Source organism: Streptomyces sp. NPDC090083, assembly GCF_044747445.1.
GTDB lineage: Bacteria > Actinomycetota > Actinomycetes > Streptomycetales > Streptomycetaceae > Streptomyces.
Window position 1 is genome coordinate 245,963 of the sequence record NZ_JBIVED010000005.1, and the last position, 24,185, is coordinate 270,147.

General features: G+C 71.4%; 18 protein-coding genes. 6 read left to right on the forward strand and 12 right to left on the reverse strand.

Annotation, left to right across the window (positions count from 1 at the left end; genetic code table 11):
• Positions 1 to 193: 193 nt before the first annotated feature.
• Positions 194 to 781: an RNA polymerase sigma factor gene (locus ACIPTO_RS20600; RefSeq protein WP_401194175.1), complete on the reverse strand. Its 588-nt coding sequence runs from the start codon at positions 779 to 781 to the stop codon at positions 194 to 196.
• A gap of 172 nt (positions 782 to 953) precedes the next feature.
• Entirely contained in the window at positions 954 to 3,029 is a 2,076-nt protein-coding gene (locus tag ACIPTO_RS20605) for a glycosyltransferase family 4 protein (RefSeq protein WP_401194177.1), read from the reverse strand.
• 176 nt (positions 3,030 to 3,205) lie between these two features.
• Here ACIPTO_RS20605 and ACIPTO_RS20610 point away from each other — a divergent pair, with 176 nt between their 5' ends.
• The gene (locus ACIPTO_RS20610; protein ID WP_401194179.1) at positions 3,206 to 4,543 is read left to right on the forward strand and encodes a glycosyltransferase; all 1,338 of its coding nucleotides are present in this window, start codon (positions 3,206 to 3,208) and stop codon (positions 4,541 to 4,543) included.
• Positions 4,544 to 4,580: 37 nt separating this feature from the next.
• Here ACIPTO_RS20610 and ACIPTO_RS20615 read toward each other — a convergent pair whose 3' ends face one another.
• Positions 4,581 to 5,375 carry a YqjF family protein gene (locus ACIPTO_RS20615; protein ID WP_401194181.1) on the reverse strand — a complete coding sequence of 265 codons (795 nt, stop codon included), beginning with the start codon at positions 5,373 to 5,375 and terminating at the stop codon, positions 4,581 to 4,583.
• 412 nt (positions 5,376 to 5,787) lie between these two features.
• Here ACIPTO_RS20615 and ACIPTO_RS20620 point away from each other — a divergent pair, with 412 nt between their 5' ends.
• Together ACIPTO_RS20620 and ACIPTO_RS20625 are read left to right on the forward strand one after the other, a co-directional pair.
• A complete protein-coding gene (locus tag ACIPTO_RS20620; protein ID WP_401194183.1) occupies positions 5,788 to 6,255 on the forward strand; it encodes an SRPBCC family protein in 468 nt (155 codons plus the stop codon).
• Positions 6,252 to 7,313 (forward strand): MerR family transcriptional regulator, encoded by a 1,062-nt coding sequence (locus ACIPTO_RS20625; RefSeq protein WP_401194186.1) that lies wholly within the window; start codon positions 6,252 to 6,254, stop codon positions 7,311 to 7,313. The genes ACIPTO_RS20620 and ACIPTO_RS20625 overlap by 4 nt, the downstream gene beginning before the upstream one ends.
• Before the next feature lie 116 nt (positions 7,314 to 7,429).
• Here ACIPTO_RS20625 and ACIPTO_RS20630 read toward each other — a convergent pair whose 3' ends face one another.
• The 6 genes from ACIPTO_RS20630 to ACIPTO_RS20655 all read right to left on the reverse strand — a co-directional run bounded on the left by ACIPTO_RS20630 (position 7,430) and on the right by ACIPTO_RS20655 (position 12,543).
• Positions 7,430 to 8,011 (reverse strand): DUF4383 domain-containing protein, encoded by a 582-nt coding sequence (locus ACIPTO_RS20630; RefSeq protein WP_401194188.1) that lies wholly within the window; start codon positions 8,009 to 8,011, stop codon positions 7,430 to 7,432.
• A 209-nt stretch (positions 8,012 to 8,220) separates the two neighbouring features.
• Positions 8,221 to 9,147 (reverse strand): AfsA-related hotdog domain-containing protein, encoded by a 927-nt coding sequence (locus ACIPTO_RS20635; RefSeq protein WP_401194191.1) that lies wholly within the window; start codon positions 9,145 to 9,147, stop codon positions 8,221 to 8,223.
• Positions 9,148 to 9,339: 192 nt separating this feature from the next.
• Positions 9,340 to 9,840 (reverse strand): DUF2231 domain-containing protein, encoded by a 501-nt coding sequence (locus tag ACIPTO_RS20640; protein WP_401194194.1) that lies wholly within the window; start codon positions 9,838 to 9,840, stop codon positions 9,340 to 9,342.
• A 132-nt stretch (positions 9,841 to 9,972) separates the two neighbouring features.
• Complete coding sequence (locus ACIPTO_RS20645) at positions 9,973 to 10,740, reverse strand: FAD:protein FMN transferase (RefSeq protein WP_401194196.1); 768 nt, start codon at positions 10,738 to 10,740, stop codon at positions 9,973 to 9,975.
• Positions 10,733 to 11,167 (reverse strand): FMN-binding protein, encoded by a 435-nt coding sequence (locus tag ACIPTO_RS20650; RefSeq protein ID WP_401194199.1) that lies wholly within the window; start codon positions 11,165 to 11,167, stop codon positions 10,733 to 10,735. Before ACIPTO_RS20650 ends, ACIPTO_RS20645 begins: the two co-directional genes overlap by 8 nt.
• Before the next feature lie 11 nt (positions 11,168 to 11,178).
• Positions 11,179 to 12,543 carry a ferric reductase-like transmembrane domain-containing protein gene (locus ACIPTO_RS20655; protein ID WP_401194201.1) on the reverse strand — a complete coding sequence of 455 codons (1,365 nt, stop codon included), beginning with the start codon at positions 12,541 to 12,543 and terminating at the stop codon, positions 11,179 to 11,181.
• 173 nt (positions 12,544 to 12,716) lie between these two features.
• Here ACIPTO_RS20655 and ACIPTO_RS20660 point away from each other — a divergent pair, with 173 nt between their 5' ends.
• The 3 genes from ACIPTO_RS20660 (at position 12,717) to ACIPTO_RS20670 (ending at position 16,051) form a co-directional block, all read left to right on the forward strand.
• Complete coding sequence (locus ACIPTO_RS20660) at positions 12,717 to 13,451, forward strand: response regulator transcription factor (RefSeq protein ID WP_366314849.1); 735 nt, start codon at positions 12,717 to 12,719, stop codon at positions 13,449 to 13,451.
• Positions 13,448 to 14,872, forward strand: coding sequence for a sensor histidine kinase (locus tag ACIPTO_RS20665; RefSeq protein ID WP_401194204.1), 1,425 nt, complete (start codon positions 13,448 to 13,450; stop codon positions 14,870 to 14,872). Before ACIPTO_RS20660 ends, ACIPTO_RS20665 begins: the two co-directional genes overlap by 4 nt.
• Before the next feature lie 486 nt (positions 14,873 to 15,358).
• Positions 15,359 to 16,051, forward strand: a complete 693-nt coding sequence (locus tag ACIPTO_RS20670) for a DUF4142 domain-containing protein (protein WP_401194206.1) — start codon at positions 15,359 to 15,361, stop codon at positions 16,049 to 16,051.
• 82 nt (positions 16,052 to 16,133) lie between these two features.
• Here the strand turns inward: ACIPTO_RS20670 and ACIPTO_RS20675 are convergent, their stop codons facing one another.
• The 3 genes from ACIPTO_RS20675 to ACIPTO_RS20685 all read right to left on the reverse strand — a co-directional run bounded on the left by ACIPTO_RS20675 (position 16,134) and on the right by ACIPTO_RS20685 (position 24,172).
• A complete protein-coding gene (locus tag ACIPTO_RS20675; protein ID WP_401194208.1) occupies positions 16,134 to 18,122 on the reverse strand; it encodes a galactosylceramidase in 1,989 nt (662 codons plus the stop codon).
• Positions 18,123 to 18,278: 156 nt separating this feature from the next.
• The gene (locus tag ACIPTO_RS20680) at positions 18,279 to 20,786 is read right to left on the reverse strand and encodes an MGH1-like glycoside hydrolase domain-containing protein (protein WP_401194210.1); all 2,508 of its coding nucleotides are present in this window, start codon (positions 20,784 to 20,786) and stop codon (positions 18,279 to 18,281) included.
• Between the two features lie 128 nt (positions 20,787 to 20,914).
• Positions 20,915 to 24,172, reverse strand: a complete 3,258-nt coding sequence (locus ACIPTO_RS20685) for a family 78 glycoside hydrolase catalytic domain (protein WP_401194212.1) — start codon at positions 24,170 to 24,172, stop codon at positions 20,915 to 20,917.
• Between the last annotated feature and the right edge of the window lie 13 nt (positions 24,173 to 24,185).

Sequence of the window (24,185 nt, forward strand, 5' to 3'; positions counted from 1 at the left end):
ACGAGGATGACGACCTCCCGGCAGAGGCTGAACCGGTGGCGGCCGTCGCAGGCGAGGGGGCTCGGTGCCCTTCACCACGGCATACGCCTACGACACGGCACGACGGACTGCTCGACCAGGACCACCGGCCGCACCTGCGCCGATTCCTCCGGCACCACGGCCCCTCGACGACCAGGCCGGGAACGCAGTGCCGTCATGCGGCGCGTTCACGGCCGGTGTCCGGCTGGAGGCGTGATGCCAGGCGGTGCATCCCGCGGCGCGCGTGGCTCTTGACGGTGCCCAGGGGCCAGCCGGTCAGTTCGGCGATCTGGGTCTGGGTGAGATCGTCGTAGAAGGCCAGGTTGAGCACGTGGCGTTGAGGCTTGGGAAGGCGGGACAGTTCGTCGGCCAGGAGGACGCGGTCGAGCGCGGCCTCCGGTTGCACGGCCTCGTTGTTCGCCTTGAGCACCAGTTCGGCGGCTGCCGCGTCGACCAGTTCGGTACGGCGGGTGCGAGCAGCGAGGGCGTCGGCGATCTTCCGGCGGGTGATGCCCAGGAGCCACCCGGGAAGGGTGCCGCGTTCGGGCGCGAATCCGGCTCGGCCGCGCCATGCGGCGAAGAACACCAGTTGGGTGATGTCCTCGGCTTCCCGCGCATCCCCCGTCGAGCGTCTGGCATGGGCGTACACGAGAGGCCCCCATCGGCGGTGCAGGGCTTCGAGGCAGGCCTCGTCGCCGTCCAGGAACCCGTCCACGAGGGCACCGTCGTCGATCTCCGCGTCGATGTGCACTGCGGTCGTCATGGCTTGCTCCTCGCTGGACCAGCTGGTCGCCGAGAGTGACTGCGTCCCCTCTACGGTGCGCATTCGATGCAAGATGGACAACTCGCATCGTCTTTGCATCGAAATGGCCGAGGCGGCAACGCGGCTGGTAGAAGCCACGGTGGCCGCTGAAGGAGGTCGGGATCGATGCGGCTCAGTGGCCGCGCAGAGCGATGTATTCGTCTGCCAGCTGGTCCGCCATGCGCGCGACGGAGAATCGTTCGGCGACCGTCTTCCTGCCCGCCTCCGCGTAACGGCGCCGGTCGTCCACGGTTGTGGTGGCGACGCGCCGCAGCCCCCGCATGAGTCCCGCCTGGTCGTACGTGTCGATCAGGAGTCCGTTGACCCGATCGCGGAGGTAGTGCGTGACGCCGCCGCGCCGGGGCCCGGCCACGGGAAGACCCGCGTCCATCGCCTCCAGTACGGCGAGCCCGAACTCCTCCTTGGCGCTGGGGCACACGTACCACGAGCAGGCGTCCGGGGTCCGGCGGGCGAGAGCACGCTGGAGACGGCGTACCTCGGTGTTCGGAAGAGCGGGCAGCAACGCCAGACGGCCGCCTGCCTGGGGGTACGCGGCCAGCAGCGTGTCGATGCGGTGGCGGATGTCGTCCTCTTCGGCCGTGCCTGCACCGGGGCTGCCGCCGACCAGGACCAGGGTGCAGGTGCGGTATCCGCCTGTCGCCAGCCAGGCCCGGACCAGGAGGTCCTGCTGCTTCACCGGGTGAAGTCGGCCCACGCACAGCAGCAGGGGCACGCCACGGTCACGGGGGGCCAGGGAGTCGGGGCGCGCTCCGTCCCGGTAGAGCATGGCGAGCGCCTGGCGTCTCCGGTCGTCCTCGTCGGGGTCCGGCCGGTACGCGGCTATGCCCTCGGGCGGTGCGCTCGGTCCGGCACCCGCGTTGAGCCCGGCGAGGCGGGGAAAATGGCGGACGAGTTCCTCCGTACCGCCACGTCCGGGGATGCCGACGACCGTGTCGGCACGTGCCACGAGGCGATCGGCCACGAACACCCGATGCAGATCCTGCCGCAGCTCCTCCCCTGCCACCGGGTCGGCCGGGTCGCGCGCGGCGTGACGCGCGGCGAGGTCGCGATGCGGATCGGGTGTGGCCGTGAAGACCAGCGCGGCGCCCAGTCGCCGGGCGGCCTCCGCGAGTGCCAGGCTGCCGTCGTCGGCATACCTGACGTGCAGGACGTCCAGGGGCCGCGCCATCCCGCCGAGCAGGCGGGTCGCCCACCAGCTGAGCGCTGCCCGGTGGCGGTGCATGTCCGGCTGGACCGGTGACGTGGGCGCGTCCACGGGGAGCCGCAGCACCCAGTGGCCCGGACCGCGTTGACGGACGAGCCCGGAGGTCTCCGTCAAGTCGTCGTGTCCGGCCGTGACGATCGTGATCACGCCGGCGATCCCGTCGGTCTCGGCGAGCCGGTCGCCGAGGTCTCCGAGGAGTACCGCCAGTCCTCCGCTCATGCCCTGTCCGGGTGAGTCCAGCCGGCCCAGCAGCATGGTCTGGGCGACCAGCAGGCCCGACGGTCCGTCCTTGTCCGGGCCGAGCACGGGCGCTGGCGGCGTCAGCAGAAGCCTCTCGTAGGCGTCCGCGGCCCGGTCGGGGTCTGGGAGGTGGGCCGGGCCTCCTGGCGTCTGGTGCAGATACCTCCAGGTGGAATGGCGCACCGTTCGATGGGCGCTGCGCTGCCCCAGCGCGGCGCCCTCGGCCGGAGTGAGAGGGTGCAGTCCGGCGGCCACCGCGAGGTCCAGAAGGCTGCCCGCGGCCGGTGTGTCGGCCGAGTCGGCGAGAAGGGAGCGCAGTGCCTTCTCCGCGTGCTGACGGCCATGTCGGCGGACGGTGTCCGGCCACACCTCGGTGAGCGCGGCGACGAGCCTCGGTCCGCCGTCGTGGTGGGCGAGGAGTGTCTCCGGGGTCGGCGGCCCGCCGAGTCGGGCCGCGCGACGCAGCGCCGCCACGGCCGTGTCGTCGCGGGCCGTGCCGTGACCGTTCCCGGGCGGCAACGCCCGTGGCCCTCTTCCGTATTCGGCGTCCAACAGCCGGGCCAGCTCGTCCGGGACGGGGACGGCGCTCCGCCCTCCCGAGGACGGCGTGTGACCGGTCCGTCCGGAGCCGTCGAAGAACGCGACGCGGGCGGCCACCAGGACGTCGTGGTCCTCCTGGCCCGCTTGTGCCGGACGTCCGGGGCCTCGGGGCGCCGAGGCAGGTGCGAAGGCGGTGCCGACCATGGGCTCTCCTGTCTCGGGGACGGATCCGACCCATGTGGTTCCAGGAGTGCCGGCCCTACGGATGCGCCTCCCCGGTGATCGTCGGCACAGGCTGCGACCTGGCCGGACGTCGCCTACGATGCGCTCGCCTCGCTCTGACCGGTCGAGGACGGAAGACGTCTGGCCGAAGGGTGCCCATGCCGCGCGTCGTTGTCGTCAGCCCGCCGTTCATGTCCCACGCCCGCCCGCTGTCGGTCCTGGCGGGCGCGCTGGGCCGGCAAGGGGCGGACGTCCATTTCGCCTGTGCGCCGGCGTTCGAGCACCTGGCCCGGCAGGCAGGTGCGCGTTTCGTGCCGCTGTCCGTGACACGCAACGCCAACACCGGGGTGGCCGAGGCGACAGAGCAGGACGATCAGGAGGCGGCCCGCCTGCGGGAGTTCCTCGATGCCACCAGGGAGGGTGCCGTGTCGACGCTCCTGACGCAGGCGCGTCACCGGCGCGCGGACATGCTCGCGGACCCGGACGGCGTGCTCGACGCGCTGCGCTCGATGGACCGGGAGGTGCGTCCCGACTGGTACGTGGTGGACCAGCTCAGCTACCCGGTCACCCTTGCACTGCACTGCCTGGGTCTGCCCTACGCGAGTTTCTGCCCGGGCCACCCCAGCTACGTGCTCGCAGGCCCCGACGCCTGGTTCGGCGTGCCTTACGACTGGCCCAGCGGGCTGCGACCCGCCCCTCGGCGTCTGCGGGAGTTGCGTACCGCCGCCCGGCGGAACGACAAGCTCTTCACCTCCCTCTTCGAAGCGTTCGCCCGGCAGCATGCGCCGTCCCGGCCGGCCCCGGGCAGGGCCTTCGCGCTCAGCTCACCGCACGCGGTCGTCTACGCGTACCCGCCCTTCCCATGGCTGCCGAAGCCTCCGCACGGGCCGGCGCGCCTGTTCGCCGGGCACATGGCCGCCGACCCGGACCCTCTCGACACAGACTGGGACGCGCGGCTCCGCCGCCTGCGCGGCAACAGCGAGCGGCTCGTCCTCGTCGCGCTGGGCACGTTCCTGTCCGCGCGGGACGATGTCCTGCGCACAGTCGTGACCGGACTGGTGGAGGGAACTCAGGACGTGTCTGTCGTGGTCGCGGCCGGCGAGCGGACCGCGGCACTGGCCGATCTCGCGGGTGACCGGGTCGAGGTGGCCCGCTCGGTACCGCAACGTGCGCTGCTCGACCACGTGGACGCCATGGTGCATCACGGCGGCGGCAATTCCTTCACGGAGTGCCTGCGGGCGGGCGTACCCGCGGTGGTACTGCCGTTCTCCAGCGACCAGTTCTCCGTCGCGCGGGACGCCGAGCGCTCGGGCGCCGGTGTGGTGCTCGATCCGAACACCATGGCGCCGGACGACGTCCCGGCCGCGCTCGCAGCGGCGTGGACCTCCCTGGAGCCACGCGTGGCTGCTCTGGCCGAGTCGGTGGGCCGACGCGGCCCCCGATGGGCCGCCGGTGAACTGCTGGCGTCCATGGGCGCCCTGTCCGCACGGACCTGATTCCCTGTCGCCGTGCCGCCGCGGGCTTCGGGGCAGGTCAGGTCCGCGCAGGGCCGGAGCGGAGAAGGGGCACAGGTGGCCCGAACCGCACCGGGACGCCAGGAGCGTACAGAACGCTGACGGGCTCCCCCCGCGGCTTCGACAGACCCGCGGCCGGGATCAGGTCGTCCGCCCAACCCAGCAGGTCGCACTCACGGAAGGACCATGCGGGGTGCGCGTTGGGCAGGTAGTACGTACGGCCGAGGAACTGCTCGTGCAGTCCCCACCGCTGGGTGAGGAACTCCTCAAGCGGCCCGGCCGCCACCGGTCTGTCTCCCACGTCGAGCCACACCCGCGCCCCCGCGCCTCCGCCGCCACGCCGCGTCGTGCTGTAGAGCAGCCGGCTGTCGAACCACCTGCCGCTGATACGCGACCATCGATAGGGCAGGCCGCATGCCCATCGTGCCGTCAGCACCGGCAACAGACGGTCGCAGTCCAGGGAGCGGAACACCACACCCCGCCGGCCCGCGTCATCACGGCTGTAGAGGCGGACGTTGACCTCGTCGAAGCTCCCCAGGTAGGGCAGCGCAGGCGTCCGGCCGAACGCGAGGCCGTCCATGCGGAAGAAGACCAGGCCGACGTAGGCCCGTCCCTGGTGAAGGTCGGGCACGGTGCCGGCGGGCAGCAGCCGGGCCACCTCGAAGGGGTCGGCCGCCCAGTGCAGGAAGACCAGGTCCCGCCAGCTCTGCCGGAAGAGCACGCGGCGCACCGGGCGGGGAGCCAGTGGCGTCAGCGCTTCCACGGGCCGGGGCCGGTGGGCCGAGGGGCTGGAGCCGGTACGTCTTGTCTCCATGCCCCGCCCTACCCCACCACTTCGAGCGCCGCACAAGCGCCAGCACGGTGCCGGCACCGGGGCGAACCGTTACCGCCCCCGAGGACGTCGCCCTCGGAGGCCTGGTCCGTAGAGGTGTGGGTCCGTGCGCGTCGTAGGTCCATGCGTCGCTCCCCGAATGCACCGCCGGTTTGGTGGTACGTGTCTGGTTCGCCGCCAGGCCGTCCGGCGGATGCAACGCGCGGGATGCGAAGGGTCAGGTCGGCGCGGTGCCCGGAGGATCTGCTGTTCGGATGCGCCGACCGGTGGGACTCGGAATGGCGGATTCTGAACGATCACGTACTGATGCATCCGTTCGCGGCGTTGGCACGGAAGGAAAGATGCCGAGAGCAGCGTGCGTTCCGGCGGCCGGATGTCGATGGCGGAGGCAGTTGTGATCGAAGTCGAGCGTGTCATGACACTGGACCACCCGTTGCCCGACGTGGTGGGTTTCCTCGCGGACTTCTCGAACGCCGAGCTGTGGGACCCGGGAACCGTCTCCTGCCGGCGGATCGGGACCGGCGGTCCGGCGGTGGGAGCCGAGTGGGACAACGTCTCCGACTTCCGGGGCCGTCGTACCGAACTGCGGTACCGGCTGGACCGCTTCGACACCGATCACCTGACCTTCGTAGGACACAACAAGACCGCCACCTCGACCGACGACCTTCGTTTCGAGGAACGCGGCGGCCGGACACGGCTGACCTACCGGGCCCGCGTCGAGTTCCACGGGCTGGCCCGGCTGGCCACTCCCCTGCTGAAGCGGGAGTTCGACCGGCTCGGGGACGAGCTGTCCGCGCAACTGCCTCAGGCAGTGGACCGGGCCTTGCAGGTTCCGCCCTCGGACGGAGGACATCTCCAGTGACCGGCGGCACGGACGTTGCCGACACGGACGCGGCGCTGCCGCCGGAGGCCGGGGTGAGTACCGGTTCCCTCGCGAGACGGGTGGGCGTCTCGCCCACCACACTGCGTTCCTGGGACCGCCGCTACGGCCTCGGACCCGCGACCAGGGCGGAGGGACGCCATCGCAGATGGTCCTCCGACGATGTCGCCATGGTCCTGGAGATGTGCCGCCTGACGGCAGCCGGCATCCCGCCGGGAGAGGCGGCGAAGGCGGCCAAGGGCCACAAGGACGGGCGCGACACCGGAAACGGAACGGCCGCATCCGACACCGCCGGGCTCGCGGACGATGTTCTCGTTCCGACGACGACCGGCTCCCCGTCCCCGTACGCGTCACGGTCAGGCAGCGGTCTGCCGCTGGGGAACGTGCGCCAGGAATGCAAGGGACTCGCCCGCGCGGCCGTACGGCTGGACGGCGCCGCCGTACAGGAACAACTCGCCTCGGCGGTCCGCAGCCACGGGCTGGTCGTGACATGGGAGGAGATCCTGGCTCCGGCGCTCCAGGCGGTGGGACGCAAGTGGCAGTCCGCGGGCGAGCGCTACGTGGAGGTGGAGCACCTGCTGTCCTGGCACATCTCCGCGACCCTCCGCCACGTCTACGTGAGTGCGGTGGCCGCGCAGAAAGCACCGCGCTCGGCGCCGGTGATTCTGGCCTGCCTGCCCGGCGAGCAGCACACGCTGCCGCTTGAGGCACTGACGGCCGTTCTCGCGGAGCGAGGTGTACCCACCCTGATGCTCGGTGGAGCCGTCCCGGCGGAAGCCCTGGTGGCCGCGGTACAGCGGGTCGGCCCGAGTGCCGTGGTCCTGTGGTCGCAGTCCGCGTCGACGGCGAGTCTGCCGTTGGCCCGCCTTGTGGCCGCCACCCGGTGGGGCGTCCGCGGGGCGCGCACGCAGAGCCGGGTCCTGCTCACGGGGCCCGGCTGGCGGCGGACGCAGCACTCCGGGCTGCTGCGTCCGCAGGGGCTGCACGAAGCCCTGCTCATGCTCGACGGCGACCACCTCCCGGTGTCGTCCGTCCGCTGACGTGCTTGCGGACTTCGCGTTCTCCGGGCGCGGTGCCGTACGCAGCACGAACCGGCCGGTTCGTCGTCCCCGTCCGGTGTGGCAGGGACGACGAACCGGTCGGCTGGTTCACGCCCTCAGCTCTCGCGCTTCGCAGGCGCCGCGGGAAGCACCCGACTCGCATGTGTGCCGCCCGTGGACAGCGCCGGGTTCTCCTCCTGGCTCCGGCGGCGGACCGCGAGGGATTCGCGGGCGGCCTCCCGGGCGTGCCGACGACGCCAGTACGGGTTGTCGTGCGGCAGCTTGCTCGACACGCGCCCGTACATGCCGAACGTCAGAATGATCAGCCCCATCACGAAGCTGAACAGGACGTTGGTCATCCCGAAGTCCAGGATGTTGGCCGACCGGTCCAGGATGAAGATGTGGACGAACCCGCTCAGGAGGAAGAGCGTTCCGACCACCATGTTGAGTGTCGAGGCGAAGTTCCCGCCGACGACGCCTCCGGCGATGAGCGCGAGGCCCACGATGACGGAGATCAGGCTCAGCAGGCCGTTGGTCGACATCCCCGCGATGTGATGCCCGTGGGTGTTGAACGGGCTGAGTTCGTCGGCGAATCCGAGGACGCCGAAGACAAGCAGGGTGAGTCCGCAGAGTGCGGCGCCGTACCGGTAGACCGTGGTCAGCTGGTGGTCCACAGGCAGCTCGTCGCTCAGTTTCATGGCGAATCCTTTCCGGTGCGCGAACGCGTCGCGGGCTTCCGCGGAGCAGCCTCCGAGCCGACCGCTCAAAGGGTTGTTCGTGGCATAACGGTCATACGGTTGCGTTCCTCCGGAATTTTCGACCGGTCGGCGTAACGGCCGCGTCGCGCAGCGGATCGGCACCTGACGAGCCGGCCGGCGGGCCGCCGCCACGAGCCGGACTCCGCACGTCACGGCCGCCGCAGACTCACCGAGCCCGTCGCCACGGTCCGGTCGGCGGCGGTCATGGCGAAATGCGCTCCCAGGTGATCCGAGACGACGGCGACGGTCGCTCCCCTCGCCGGTACCGCCGATCGGATGTCCACCCGCAGACCCGCCACGGCACGAGGCGTCATACCGGAGGAGAGCAGGACCGCCTGCCGTCCGGCCTCCAGTACGGCCAGCGCGGTCAGCAGGCTCGGCCGCCCCGGCAGAAGGACGGGATGGGCCGGGTCGCGCGGGAAGACCACCAGGCGGCCCTGCGGTCCACGGGCGAGCAGCACATCGGCGTCGGCCACCGCGCCCACCGCCGCCGCACTGGGGTGAAGCAGCCCGAACTCCGGCGCCGCGACGCGAGGTCCACGCTCGTCCGGTTCGGGCGGCGCGCAGGTCATGGTGCACGTCGCGAACACCTGCCGCGCGTGCAGGAACTCGGCCGTGACGCGGAACGAGGCCGGCGCACCGGCGCGTGGCACGAGATCGCTCAACGTGACCCGGACCCGCACATCGGTGACGCTGCCGCTCTCCGACGGCTGCAGGCCCGGATGCAGCCCCAGGCTCACGGACACCGGCTCGAACTGCCGCTCCCCGGCGGTCCGGAGATGCCCGCGCTGGATGGCGACGGCGATCTGCCGGGTGGACTCGACGACGATCAGCGGATGATGTTCCACGACGTTGACGCGCTCGTTCAGCGGATGCAGCCGCGGCCACTGGCACCACGCCTCGAAGGCCCGGTCCCCCTGTCGGCGCAGTGAGACGACCAGCATGGAAGCCACCGTCTCCAGGCCCAGGGCGCGCCAGGTCAGCTCCCCTTCCGGCACCGTCGCCCAGCCGGCACCGGGCGCCTCGGGGGAGGCCGCTCCGAGGACCGGCGCCTCGTACACCGCGCTGTGGGGCATGAACTCTCCTCGCTCCGCAGGCGGGCCCTCTCGGCCGCACCTCACTGGGTCTTCGCACCGATCCGCACGGACAGATGCACGACCAGGTCGGAAATAAGCCCTTTTAATGGCTTTTCGCGGGCCGGAGGGAGGGTGGCCAGGGACGGGATGACCGCGCTCCCTTGGCTGCGGGAGGCGTCGCGGCCGGTTCCGTCAGCCGCGTCCAGGGTGCGCGGTGGCGGAATAGCCGTCGTGCCAGGCCGCCTTGGCGCCTGAGTCACCGATTCGGTAGACCTGTACGCCGGCGCCCACGCCGACGGCGAGGGACAGCACCGCGGCGGTGACACGGAGCGACGTGCCCACCGTGCTGGTCGCTCCGGGGCCGGCCGCGCGTCGGTAGAACCACCAGACCGCCGTGGACACCAGGAAGAGGCCTACGGCCCAGGGGAGCAGCTCGTCCCCGAGTTCAGCGTGCCTGCGTACCAGGGGATCGCTGTCCACATGCCGTTCCAGCCACTCGCCGGCGCTGGTAGTCAGCGGCACACTGGCCAGCGACACCAGTGAGAGGACCGGCAGGGCGAGGCCGAACCGGCGCATCACCGAGGGGAGCGCGGCGCACAGGATCAGGGCGAGGGCAGTGAGAGGTACCAGAACCACGACGGCGTGCACGAGCAGGACGTGCGCGGGGAGGCCGTTGATCAGGCTGAGTCCCACGGGAAGCTCCTTCGAGGGTGTTCGGAACAGGGCAAGGGCGGATCGGGATCATGAGGCGGCTCGTCGGCACAGCCGGGGCCGCGACAGGGAGGCGCCCGTCCTCGGGGCGGAGGCGTGGTTCCGCGTCGCACCTCATGTTCCATAGCGGCTGAATCCTGGAGTTCGCCATTCCCGGCCGTCGGGCAGGACCGCGAGTGCCTCGTAGCCGTCCAGTGTTTCCAGCCAGGCCTGTGCTCCCTCGCCTCGGGCGAACGCGGCGGTGGCGTAGGTGTCGGTCAGTGTCAGACCGGGCCCGACGAGGGTGAGGGAGGCCAATGCGTCGGCAGGTCTGCCGCTGTGCGGGTCGACGATGTGAGCGCCGCGTTCGGCGGTGCCGGAGGTGGCGACGGCCAGGTCGTGGCCGGCGGTGACGACGGTGACCAGTTCACCGGGGCGTAGCGGGTGGGCGACGCCGACGCGCCACGCGGTGCCCGGGCCCGCCTGGCCGCGGAGCTGCACGTCTCCTCCGCCGTTGACGCAGGTGTGGCGCGCGCCCGCGTCGTGGAGGATCCGTGACGCCGCTTCGGTGGCCCAGCCTTTGACGAGTCCTGAGGGGTCGAGCGTTCCCCGGGGGACGATGCTGAACCAGCCGTCGCTGGCGTAGGTGGCGTGTGCGCACAGGGAGAGGACTTCGTGCACTTCGGGCGGACAGTCCTTCAGCCGGATCTCGCCGCGGTCGAGCCGGCTGATGTGGCTGTCGGCCCGGTAGGTGGAGAACACGGCATCAACCCGGTGCAGGTGGTGGACGGCCGCGGCGAGTGCGTCGCGGATGGCGGGGGTCGGCCGGTCCCGGACGTCGAAGGAGAAGACGGTGCCCATGACGTGCTCGACATGGCGCAGCGCGATCGCGGTGTCAGGCATGGGCTTGGTCCAGGGCGCTCTGGAGGGACTGCATGTAGCCCTGGCTGGTGTAACTGGCGCCGGAGACGGCATCGATGTGCGCGCTCTGGGCGCCGAGCGCCTCGGCGGTGAGCCGGGGCAGCGCGTAGGAGGCGATCTGCTGGTCGCGGCCGTTCTGGTCCGGCGCCTGGAGCACCTTGACCGCTGTGATCCTTCCCTTGCTGAGGGTGGCGGCGACCTGCACGGTTCCGTACTGGGTGTCGATGGGATCGCCGGTGAACGTGCCGGTCCCGGTGGACGTGCTCGGCGAAGTGGCCGACGGGGTGCGCGAGGCCGTGGCGGAAGGAGGAGCCACCCCGGCGAGCGCGGGCAGGTGATGGGGTTTGAGGGCGAGCAGAGCCACGGTCAGGGCGCTGATCCCGGTGGTGGTGAGGACGGCTCGGCGCATGGCGGTTCCCCTCAGAACGCGAACGACTCGTGGTGGATGCGCCGGGCCGGGACCCCGGCACCGCGCAGGGCTTCGACGGCGGCGCGGGCCATGCCGGGCGGACCGCAGAGGTAGACGTCGTGCGCGGCGAGATCCGGGACCAGGGTGCTCAGGGCCTGGGCGGTGAGCGGAGCGGAGTGTCCGGCCGGTTCGTCGACGATGTAGTGCACGGTGGCTCCCCGGCGGGCAGCGATCTCGTCGAGTTCGCCGCGCAGGGCGAGATCGACGGCGCGGCGGGCCCGGTAGACGAGGGTCACCTGGCCCGGCAGCGTCTCGAAGAGTGCGCGCAGAGGGGTGATGCCGACCCCTCCGGCCAGCAGCAGGACCTTGGGAGCGGTACGGCGGTTCGCGGTGAAACCGCCGTACGGTCCCTCGGCCCACACCCGGGTGCCGGGCTTCAAGCGGGCGAGGGCCGCGCTGTGCCCGCCGGCTGTCTTCACCGTGATGCGCAGGTGGCCGGGGCGGGCGGGAGCGGAGAGGGAGTAGGGGTTCGCGGTCCACCACAATCCGCGGGTCAGAAACCGCCAGCGCAGGAACTGCCCCGGCTGGCCCCCGAGTTCGTCGAGGTGCCGGCCGCGGAGGTGGACGGAGACCACGCCCGGTGCCTCGGGGTGGACCGCGGCCACGCGCAGGCGGTGGCGCAGCCCGCGTCGGACGGGGAGGGTGAAGCGGTACCAGGCGACCAGGACCGCGACGCCGAGGAACAGCGCGTACCAGGCCGTCTGCGCGAGGCGGTTGCCGACGAAGTCGGCTCCGTTGGAGAGCTGGTGGCCGAAGGCGAGGAAGACGGCCAGGTAGGTGGCGAAGTGCAGGTAGTGCCACGCCTCGTAGCTCATCCTGCGGCGGGCGGCGCGGGCGGACAGTATTCCTGTGGCGACGAACAGCAGGAAGCCTGCCGTGCCCTTGAGCAGGTCGGGGTAGTGCAGGACGAGCGTCGAGGTCTGGCTGACCACGTTCGTGTGGGAGGTCAGCGAGTAGCCCCAGATGATCAGGAGCGTGTGTGCCAGGGCCAGGGAGACGGTGCACCGGCCGCCCCAGGCGTGCCAGCGGGCGAGACGGTCGGTGCCGATGGTGTGGTCCAGGAGCGGCATCCGGGCCATGAGGGCCAGCAGCACCGCACAGGCGTAACCGGCGAGGAGGCCGGTGATGCGTCCGGCGCCAGTGAGCCAGCCCGCGAGGCCGACCACCGAGTTCGTGTCGCTCCACCACAGCGTCAGCACTCCGGCTGCGCCGCCCCAGATCACCAGCGGCACCAGGAGCGGCACGAGGGTGCGGCGCGGACGCCGGTGGGGCATGCCTCGGCTCGCGTAGGTCGTGGTCGTGAACGTGGTGGTCATGCGGGGCCTCCGGACAGGGCGCACGCTCCGGCGATGGGCGGCCAGCCTCACAGCACAACTTCTGAGAACCTTCTGAAACAGCCGCCCCGACCGCTCTCGGCTCCGATTCAGAGGAAACTCAGAGACACGCCTCGCCCTGCCCGTGGCCTGCGCCGGGGGATGCTGAAGGAATCATGGACGAACCGCGCACACCCTCGCTTCTGCACCGCCCGGACGGAGACCCCGTACGGATCCTCGTCGTCGACGACGAACCCGACATCACCGACGTCCTGGCCGGGGTCATCACGGGCGAGGGCTGGCAGGCGCGCACCGCCGGCGACGGCGCGACCGCGCTGGCGACGGCCCGTGACTTCCGGCCCGACGCGGTGATTCTGGACTGGATGCTGCCCGACCTGGACGGGCTCCAGGTCCTGCGGGCCCTCAGACGTGAGATGCCCACGGTGTGCGTCCTGTTCCTGACCGCCCGCGACGCGGTCGAGGACCGCATCGCCGGGATCACCGCGGGCGGCGACGACTACGTGACCAAGCCCTACAGCCTGGAGGAGGTCCTTGCCCGGCTGCGCGGGCTGCTCCGGCGGGCCGGCATGACTGCCGGGCCGGTCACCAACCGGCTCACCGTCGGGGACCTGACGATGGACGAGGAGGCCCGGGAGGTCAGACGCGGCGGGGTCACCGTCGAGCTGTCCAGGACCGAGTTCGAACTCCTGCGCTTCCTCATGCGCAACCCGCGCCGGGTCCTGTCCAAGGACCAGATCCTGGACCACGTCTGGGCCTACGACTTCGGCGGACGTGCCCACATCGTCGAGCTGTACATCAGCTACCTGCGCAAGAAGATCGACGCGGGACACACTCCGATGATCCACACAGTGCGCGGTGTCGGGTACGTCCTCAAGCCGGAGGCCTCGTGAGGCGCCCGCTGCCCCGCACCCTGCGCGGCCAGCTCACCGTCGGGCTCGTCGCCCTGCTCGCCCTCGCCTGTCTCGCCGTCGGGATCTTCACCGCCCTTGCTCTGCGAGGCTTCCTGATGGGGCGTCTGGACGAGCAACTGGCCGCGTCCGGCGGCCGGTTCGCAGCCAGTCTGGAACACGAGGCCAAGCCCGACGCCGACAACCGCCCCGACACCCGGGGCCAGGCCGAGTCGACCTTCGGAGCCCGTCTCCTCAACGGCACCGTCACCCAGGCCGCCGTCGTCGACGACGCCACCGCCCGCCCCCTCCGGCTCACCCCTGGTGACCGGCACACCCTTGCGTCAGTCCCCGTCGACGGAAACGGACACAGCATCCGCCTCTCCGACCTGGGCACCTACCGCGTCACGGCCGTCAACGGCGACGACGAGGACGTCATGATCACCGGCCTGCCCCTGCACCCGGTGGAAGAGACCGTCCACCGCCTCGAAGCGGTCGAAGCAGTGCTGTTCGGTGCCGCCCTCCTGGGGACCGGCATCGCGGGCGCCGTCTGGGTACGGGTGTCCCTGCGCCCCCTCCAGAAGGTCACCGCCCGTGCGGCGGAGGTCGCCGGACTACCGCTGGCCAGCGGCGAAGTCGCCATGCCCGGCCCCCTCCCCGACACCGACCCCCGTACCGAGGTGGGCCAGGTCGGCAGCGCCCTCAACCACATGCTCGGCCACGTCGAAGACGCCCTGACCCGACGCCACGCGAGCGAGGAACGACTGCGTCAGTTCGCCGCCGACGCCAGCCACGAACTGCGCACACCCGTCGCCAACATCCGCGGCCACGCCGAACTCGCCCTGCGCCGGCACGCCTCTGTTCCCGCGGAAGTGCACCACGCGCTGGAACGCATCGACAGTGAGTCACAGCGTATGACCCGCCTCGTCGACGACCTGCTCCTCCTCGCGCGCCTGGATGCCGGGCGGCCCCTCGAACACGAACCGGTGGACCTGACCCTGCTGATCCTGAACGCGCTGGACGATGCCCGCGCCGCCGGCCCCGGCCACCACTGGCTCCTCGACCTCCCCGAAGAGCCCGTCACCGTCACCGGCGACGCCCACCGCCTCCAGCAGGCGATCGGCAACCTCCTCGCCAACGCCCGAACCCACACCCCACCGGGCACCGACGTGGCCGTCTCCCTCACGACGGAACAGACCACCGTCCGCGTGGACGTGACGGACAACGGCCCCGGCATCCCCGACGAGCTCCGACCCGAAGTCTTCGGCCGTTTCGTCCGCGCCGACCACGCCCGCTCCCGCAGTACGGGAAGCACCGGCCTGGGCCTCTCCATCGTCCATGCCGTCATCACCGCCCACGGCGGAACGGCCATCGTCACCAGCCGTCCCGGACACACCACTTTCCGCCTCACGCTCCCTGGCTGAACGGCTCACCCGGCCGGCGCACCTCGATTCCGCTTGTCCGTGGCGACGGATGCGAAAGGGGCCGTTCGTCGGTGGCTTAGGGCCGAACGGCCCTCCCTTTGCGCCTGCGGCGACGAGATCGTGGCGCGGGACGCCCTGACCGTGGCGGGTCAGGGCGACAGGCTCCGCGGAGGTAGACCACATGATCCATGGGCGTGCGCATGTCGCGGCGGTGACGGCCCCGGCCCGGGCGGGAGGGCCCACGCCACGAACGTGCGGCCGCAACGGCGGCGCCGTCATCGCGGCCGGGCCCGGCGGCGCTGCACAGCGTTCACCGAGCGACTCCCTCCGCGCCCGGAACTCCGGCTTCACCAGCCTGTTCCCGGTCGGCGCCTCCACCGGCCCGGTCCGCCTGGGTGCGACGTCAGCACTCGCGCCCCTCGCCACTCGAAAGACCTCAGGACAGGAGACACAGTGCTCGTTTCACGGAAAGCGGCGGGAACCCTCATGGTGGGTGGTGCGCTCGTCGCCACGCTCGGGTCCCTTCTGTACCCGGCCATGCTCGGATTCCAGAAGGTCACCAGCGCGCCCGAGCGAGTCATCGCCACCCCGGCGACCGGACCCCTGACCGAAGCCGACCGGGACTTCGTGGTCGAGGTGCGCTCCGCCGGACTGTGGGAGTACCCCGTCGGTCAGATGGCCCTGCGGAAAGGTACGACGAAGGCGGTCAGGACGGCCGCCCAGCACCTGATCGAAGGACATGCCTCGCTGGACGCCGCGTCCCGCCGAGTCGCCGCGCAGCTGGCCATCACGCTGCCGAACCAGGCATCGCCCCAACAGCAGGGCTTCGTGACCACGTTGAACGGGGACAGCGGCCAGCAGTTCGCCACCGACATGGCCACGATCCTGCGCGCGACGGACGGCCGTTTCCTCTCCACGATCGCGAGCATCCGCACCACCACCAGGAACTCCCTGGTCCGTTCTCTGGCGGACGCCGCCAACGACACCGTCCTGGACAACGTGACGGTGCTGGAGCAGACCGGCCGGGTCGACTTCAGTCAGGTCATCGCACAGGAGACCAGCACGTCCAAACTCCCGGCCCGATCGGTGACCCCGCCGCCTCCGGTCGCCGGCCAGCCGCAGGTCGTCCTCACCCCGCCGACGACCGGCACGGCGTCGCCGAGTCCGTCCGTGCGATGAGGACGGAGCGGCGAAGCGGGGCCCACCTCCTGCCGCGATGCCCGACCGCGGCAGGTCGGCGGGTGCCGGTGGAGCGTCCGGGCTAGGCGTGATGAGGCGTCAGCACCTCCAGGTCGTCGAACTGCGAGGCGGTGTAGGAGTCCAGTCCCAAGCCGACCTGGCCGTGGTCGTATGTCGGGTCGGACACCTGGGCGAGATCCGTTCCGTCGGCGCGGGCCGTGATCGTCTCTCCGGAGAAGCCGAGCGAGAGGCGGTGCCAGGTGTCCGCTCCGGCGGAGGGGAGGCTGCCGTTCGCCAGGACTCGGGTGGTCTTGTCAGGTGCGAGGACTTCGAGCGACCAGTCGCCGGAGTCCGACAGCTTGAGGTAGTAGCCCTCCCAGGCGTTGACGCGGCCGGTGCCCACGTTGTTGAGCTGGTTCACCACGCGGCCGAGCAGTGAGGCCGTGCCCGTGCGGTCGATCAGCACCTTGGCGGAGACGGTGTAGTCGGTCCACCGGCTGTCCCCGGACAACGTGAGCGGGGCGGCCACCCTGGACCATTTCGTGGGCTGGGCCGTGATGGTCTGACGAAGACACCTGCCAGTCCCCCGGCTGCCGGCCGCGGCCTGCGGAGCGGGGGCACAGGGAGCGACCTGGAAGGCGCCCTCCATGTCGGAGAGGTAGCGCGGGGTGGCCGCGGTCCGGTAGGCGTCGAAGTGGTCGCGGTAGGGCAGCGCCATTTCCCGCGTACGGGGTGCGTTCGCCACGGCGTCGCCCTTCCCGCCGGGCATGGTGGTCAGCGTCGTGACGGTGCCCGGTGGGAGAGTGACGCCGTGGCCATCCGTCGCGTCGGGAGCGACGTCGGCGCCCCGGACGAACCAGTCGGCGGGGTCGGTGGATTCGAGGGTGGTCGTCCAGCGGTGCAGGGCGCCGCGCGGCAGCGTGCCGGTCGGTGTGACGGCGACCTTCTGCGGGGCAGTGGCGCCGGTCGTCTCGAACACCGTGGTGTACGCCGGCCGCGGGCCCGGTGACCGGAGGGTCACGTAGGTGCCGCCGCCGTCGAGGTAGCCGCTGGCGGAGTCGACGTAGCTCCAGCCGGGGCGCGTGAACTGCGCGGTCTGGGCGATGGTCCACAGTGTCGGGCCGAGTTCGTAGTGGGCGCTCCACGGTTCGTTGGCACGGAGAAGACCACTGCCCTGCATCTGGACGGTCGGGTACCAGGCGTACGCGGCCGGCCAGTTGATGAACGCCGTGATGCGGGAGTCGACGTACTCGTGGTTCATCTCCGCGGCGAGTCTGGTCGCCCCGGTGAGGTAGTTGTTCCAGCCCGACTCGCTGGCGAACAGCGGCTTGTCGAGGCTGAGGGCGTCCGGTGAACTGGAGCAGTGGACGGCGGAGCACGGGTAGTGGATGCCGACGACGTCCGTGGCGGCGTCGAAGGCGGGGTCGTTCTTCATGTCGGTGGCGACCTGCCAGCCGGCGTTGTCGGCCGCCACCACCTTGACGTCACCGTGGCCGTCGCGCACCAGGGCGTCCTTGAGCTTCCCGTACCAGGCCGCGTCCCAGCCCTTCTCGTTCCAGCCGCCGAGGTAGTCGATGCGCAGGTCGTGCTGCTGCGCGCAGCCGAGCCACCGCATCAGGTAGTCGATGTTGTCCTGGGACCAGAAGCCACCGTCGAACCATCCGGGCGCGCCCCATTCCAGGCCGTAGAAGCGGATGTTCGGGTTGCGCCTGTGGGCCTGCTCCATGAGCCACCACTCGTAGCCGCGGTCGCAGTCGACCTGCGTGGGGGTGCGCATGTGGCTGGGCTCGGCGCCGTTGCTGGAGTTGGTGTCCGCGCCGATCTCGACCTTGAGGATCTGGAGCGAGGCGCCGTACCCGGGCTTGAAGAGGTAGTCCAGGATGCGGCTGCGCTGCGGTTCCGGGTAGTCGACGAGCAGCCGTGAGGTGCCGCCTCCCCCGCTGATGGCGCCGATGCCGTCGAAGACCCGGCCGGTCCCGTCGGCGTCCACGGTGATCTGCTGCGCCGAAGGCGCGTCGCCGGTGGTGCCGGCGTGTGCCGTGGAGGGGGCGACGAGCGCCAGACAGGACATGAGCAGGGCGCACACGGCGCGTATGGCCCGTGCTGCACGTGTGCCTCGTGCGGGGAGCCGGCGCGCCGGGCCGGTTCGTCGTGCCGTTCCGGTTCGTCTTGCCAGGGCGGGCATGGTTCTCCGTAGGTCGTCGATTCGTCGGGCAGGGGACGTCGCTCAGAGCGAGACATGGGTACGGCCGGCGGGCACCTTCCGCCCTCGGACACCGCCGTCCTCGGCGAACACCTCCACGCGGGCCGGACCGTCGGCGGTGATGTCGAAGGAGGCCCCGGAGCCGTGGAGCACGAAGTTGCGGACCGCGACGCGGGCGCCGGTGGCGCGGAAGACCGTGCGGCCGTCCCGGACGAGGGTGGTCCTGTCGGGTCCGGCGGAGACGGCGTAGGTGTGGCCGCGCAGTTCCACGTTGGCGAGGGTGTTGGTGCCCGGCAGGGCGAGCGTGCCGAACATGAGGGCCGAGGGGTCGCCGTCCCAGGGGTTGTCGGAGAGGAGTTCGTGCAGGCCCTGCACGGGCATCGCGTTGGACCAGGAGTAGGTGCGCCATGCGGTGTCGACGGCGGAGTCCATGACGGACTGGCCGGGCTCCGGGTCGAAGGACTCCGGGAACCAGTTCTCCTTGTCCCAGGCGTCGAGGTACATCGCGGTGCTCCGGGCGGCGAACCGGGCGGCCACGTCGTCGAAGCCGTACCGCTTGACGCCGTCGTAGACCGTGGCGTTCATCGGGGGCCACACGGCGCCCTTCCACTGCTCCGGGGCGCTGCCCTCTCCGTAGCGGTCGAAGAAGCGGAAGTGCTCGGAGGCCGGGTGCACGGGGCCGCCGGAACAGTAGGCGGGGTCGTTGCAGGCGACGCTCGGGACGACGTGGTCACCCCAGAACTCCTCGGGGTTCAGGAGGTGGCGCCCGACCAGGGTCCGCGCCCGCTCGGCCGTCGCGAGGCCCGCGAACATAGGGTAGAAGACGGTCGGTGTGACCACCTCGTTCCAGGTGCCGTCGAGGTAGCGGCTCAGGTAGAGGCCCTTCTCGGAGTGCCACAGGCGGTCGTTGAGCAGGCGCCGGATCGTGGTGTGCTGGGCAGCGAAGCGGGTGGCGTCCTGCGGCTTGCCGAGCACGTGCGCCATCTTCGCCAGGGTCTCGGCGAGCAGCGCGTAGTAGGAGTTGAGCGCCACGTCGGTGAGGTCGGTGTTGTCGCGCTTGTCACCGCTGCCGCCCTGCTTGGTGATGCGGTGGTAGGAGGCGTAGACAGGGCTGTCGTCCAGGCCGAGGTGGTTGCCGCGGCCGCCGATCCGGTCGCCGAAGTAGGGCGTCTCCAGGAGGCCGTCGCCGTCGGCGTCCCACTCCGGCAGCAGGTCGTGGAAGGTGACGAGCGCGGGGTAGGCCTTCTCCAGGACCGAGCGGTCGCCGAACTTGGTGTACAGCCGCCACACGGCGTACGCGTGCATGGGCCCGGAGTTCTGCTGGTCGTAGCGCGGCCCCTGGAGCGGGACCTGGTTGGGCGGTGCGGGAGCCTCGAAGACGTCCGTCTCGTGCTGGACGGCCAGCGGGCGGCTGACGAGAGCCGCGTCCACCGCGTCGAAGGCCGAGTCCCACCCGGTGAACAGGCCGCCTCCGCCGCCCCATCCCCACATCACGAAGGTACGCAGGCGGTCACGGTCGTAGTTGGTGTTGAGGGACAGCGCGTCGCGTACGGCGTCGGCCGCCCGCCCCACCGGCCCGGAGCCGGTGAGGTTGCCGCCGCGGACGTGTGCGCCGGCGGTGTCGAGGGCGTGCTCCACCTCGTGTGCCTCCGGTCTCCGGGCTTCGACCGGGCGGTCGTCGACACGGGCGGCGAACGAGATGGTCCGCCCCTTGCCGAGCCGGTAGACGAGTGCGGAGACGGCGGTGCCCGGCGCGCCGCTGCCACCGGTCACGGCCGCCGTCATGTCGGCGACCGAGGCGTAGGTGCCGCTGTGGTCGGCGGGTTCGGTGGGCGACAGCCGGAGGTGGCCGGTGTGCGGGGTGTCCAGCAGGGCCGGGGCGCTGCCCGTCATCGCCTCGTCGTCCAGGGCGAAGGACGCCTCTTCGCCCCAGGGGGAGGAGAGTTCGAGGACGACGGTCGTGTCGTCGTCGAGTGCGGTGACGGAGCCGACCAGGCCGCTTCCGTCGCCGGTGCGGGCGTACCGCACCCGTATCGCGCGCTTCTCGCTCTGCAACTGGTCGTACTTCGCCTGCAGTTGAGGAAGTTTCGCCGTGGCGTCGGTGACTTCGCTCTGCGACCACTGGTCGGGATGCGCGATCACCTCGCGCAGCGCGTCCAGGTGTGCCGGCATGACCGTCCGGTCGTCGGTGGTGACCTGCACCTCCTTGTAAGCGCCGTCCGGTGTCATCGGACCGATCCGCCAGAGGTAGTTGGTCATCTTCTCGCGGAGCAGCTTGCCCTGTGCGGTGAGCAGTCCTACCCGCAGGGCGAACCGGGACTCGCCGGTGCCGACGAACAGCGCGCCGGTCCAGTCCTGTTCCTTGACGCCCGGCATGGCGAACGGCCGCCGGAGCGTCGGGTACGGCAGACCGGCCCCGTGCCCGGCGGGCCTGCCGGGCACGGGGCCGACCGTCGCGCCGCCGAGACCGGCAGCGCCGATGCCGCCGATGGTTCCGAGGAAGTGTCGTCTCGGCATCTGGTGCTGTGCCATGTGCGGTGCTCCTTCTCTCGTGGGATCTGCCGGCGTTCCGCGTACCGGCACTACGGTCATCGCCGTTCGGGATAGCGGATGGCGATCGGTTCATCGGTCACACGGCCGTAAGGGAGGCGGCCCGGGCATCAGGACGACGGCATGAGCGACGTGAACTCCCAGTGGCCGGAGCCGACTTGGTACACGGCCTCTCCGTCACCGGTCCGCAGCAGGCGTGCGCCCAGCGGCGCCTGTGCCCGGCCGTCGGCCGCCGGGACGTGGATCTCGGCCGTGCTGCCCGCCGGGACGTCGACACCCAGGCGGAACCGGTCGCCGGTCCGCCGCCACGAGGTACGCGCCACGCCGTACGGAGTCCGGTGGGAACCGGCGGCCGAGGTCAGCTCGCCCGCCACCGCCGGGTCGATCAGGAGCTCGCGGTAGCCCACGGAGTCGGGCGTCTGGTCGATGCCCGCGACACGCGTGGTGAACCAGGAGTCGATCGCGCCGAGCATGAAGTGGTTCTGCGACTGCCCGGGTCCACCGTCCCAGGACTCCCCCAGCGTCGTGTTGCCTGCCAGGACCTGGTAGCCGTAGCTGGGGCTGGTCGTCCGCGTGGCGGTCTTCTCGATGACGTCGTCGCGTCCGGCGGTGGACAGGACCCGGAAGGCGGCCGGAAGGGAGATCTCTCCCAGCAGCAGATGATCACCGGCCGTCTCGACGGAGGAGATGAAGTGGCCGAGGAGACGGTCCCGTTCGCCCGCCGGGTAGGCGCCCATGTCGAGGGCGAGGGCTTCGGCGCCCTGGCCGCCACCGCCGAACGTGCCCGTCGCGGTGGAGTAGTACGTGTCCGACAGCGCCCGGACACTGGCGTCGGCCTTCGCCCGGTAGTCGTCGGCCGCCGTCCGGTCGCCGACGAGTGCGGCGATCCGCGCCATGGTGTCCACGACACGCCAGTAGCCGTAGGTGCCCGCCACGGCCCGCGGGAAGGTGCGGTCGGGAGTGAACCAGTCGCCCAGACCGTAGTCCAGGATTCCGCCGGAGACCTGCTCGGCCAGGAAGGCCGCGTACTGCCGCATGCGCGGGTAGTACGTGCGCAGGGTGTCGAGGTCGCCGTACGTCGTGTACAGCTGCCAGGGCACCAGGACGAAGGCGCCGCCCCAGTTGGAGTCGTTGCGGTAGGCGCCCGGCAGGCTGGTGTACTCCGGCACGGTGCTCGGGATCAGCCCGTCCTCGGTCTGCGCGTCGGCCATGTCCCGCACGATCTTGCGGAGTTGGGACTCCATGTCGAAGTTGGCGGCGAGCGCGGGGAACACCAGCTGGTCCTGCTCCAGCCAGCCCAGCTTCTCCCGGCTGGGGCAGTCGGTGAGGACGCTCATCATGTTGCCCTCGACGGCGCGGCGGATCAGCGCGTGGATACCGTTGATGAGCGGGTCGGAGGTGGTGAGGTCACCGGCGGAGGCGTTGTCGGTGCGCAGGACCCGTCCTCGTACCGTGACGGTCGCGCCCGCGGGCACGCCCTTCAGCTCCAGGTACCGGAAGCCGTGGTAGTTGAAGGTGGGGTGCCAGGTGGCGGTGCGGGTGGAGCCGGTGGTGTAGCCGTCCCAGAGCGGGGCTCCGACGTTGCTGATGGACTGGAAGGCGTGACCGTCCTTCAGGCTCTCGGCCGGGTAGATGCGGATCGCGGTCCCGGCAGGGGCGCCGCCGATCGTGATCTCCGGCCAGCCGGCGATGTTGCGGCCCAGGTCGAAGACGCGGCTGCCCGCGGCGCCGTCGACCTCCGTGCCGGTGAGGGTCTCCACGTTCCGGACGGGTTCCGTCTCGCGTGCGCTCAGCACGGCCGGGGCCTGCTCCGTGCCCGGGGCGGCCACCGTGACGGCCCGGTCCCACGAGGAGCGGTCGCCGGCCGGCTCGTCCCAGTGCGCGATCTCGCGGCCCGCGTCGTAGTCCTCACCGCCGTACCAGTTGGAGGAGGTCGTCGGACCGAGCGTGGCACGCCAGTCGCCGCCGCTCGTCACCGTGCGGACGCTGCCGTCGGCGAGCGTCACCTCCAGCCGGGCGATGAGCTTGGGATCGCTGATGTTCCCGTAGAGCTTGCGGTACCGGTCGGCGGTGCTGACAACGTTGGCCATGCCGTTGCCGAGGGCGACTCCGATGGTGTTGGCGCCTGCGCGCAGCCGGTCGGTGACGTCGTAGGTGGCGTACTGGACGCGTCGTGTGTAGGTGGTGTTGGCGGGCTCCAGGACCGCGTCACCCACCGGCTTCCCGTTGAGGGTGGCGTCGTAGACGCCGAGCCCGGCGATGTAGAGGCGGGCGCTGCGCACGGCACGCGGAAGGGCGAAGTCCTGTGCGAGCAGGGGCAGTCCGGCCGGCAGGTACGGCGTGGGCGGTTTCCCGCCGGTCACCCGCGCCAGGCCGGTGAACGGCCCGTCCGCCGCGTCACCCGAGGACAGTGCGTAGTCGGTGGGGAAGTCCGGGACGCGGCCGTCGTCGGTGAGGACGTCCGCCCGCGGGTAGAGGGCGACCTCGTCGAACGTCCTGGCCGTCCTGAGATCGAGGATCAGGGTCACGGGACTCCCGGCGACGTCCGCGGAGCCGTGGGCGGCGCTGGAGTAGCCGGCCGCGGTCTGCAGCGCGCTGTTGGGCAGACCGTCGACGGCCAGGGCGGGCTCCCAGGTCTTGCGCACCGTGTTGCTCTCCGACGCGGTGACGGCGGCGCCCTTGGCCAGACCGGCGGCCTGGGTGACGGAGTCACGGACGTCGATCTCGCCGAGTTGCAGCCGCCAGGTGCGGTCGGGGAAGTCCTCCTCCAGGGGCAGGCCGAGGCGGGTGACGTCCAGGCGGACGTAACGGGCCGTGGTGCGGGGCACCTTGACGACGACCGGCTCGATACCGCGCCGGCTCAGTTGCCAGTCGGGGTGGGTGATCCAGTCCGCGCCCCAGTCCGAGGACCGGGTCAGGCCGGTCTCGAAGACCGCCGGGTCGCTCCACCGGGAGGCCTGCCTGCCGCCCTGCGACCAGAGCATGACGCGCCAGTACACCCGGGTCCGGGAGCCGAGCGCATGGCCGTCGTACGTCGTCTCCGGCACGGCCGACGCCACCTTGCCGGAGTCCCACAGGTCGGGACGCCCGGACCGCAGCCGCTGCGGCGAGCTGGCCGCCTGTACGCGGTAGGCGCCCTGCAGGGCGTTCGCGGCGTGCGCGGTGGTCCGCCAGCTGAGGTCGGGGGTGGTGTCGTCGATGCCGAGCGCCTGGTCCAGGTGCTGGGTTCTCAGGCCGGTCGGGGTGATGGTGGTCTCCGCCGCGGCGTCGGCGCCGACCGCGGCGGCCAGCACGGTGACGAACGCGGTCAGGGCGGCGGGCAGGACGAGGGCTCGGCGAGGGCGGCCGCGTCCGCTGGGTCGGGGCATGGTGATCCTTCGG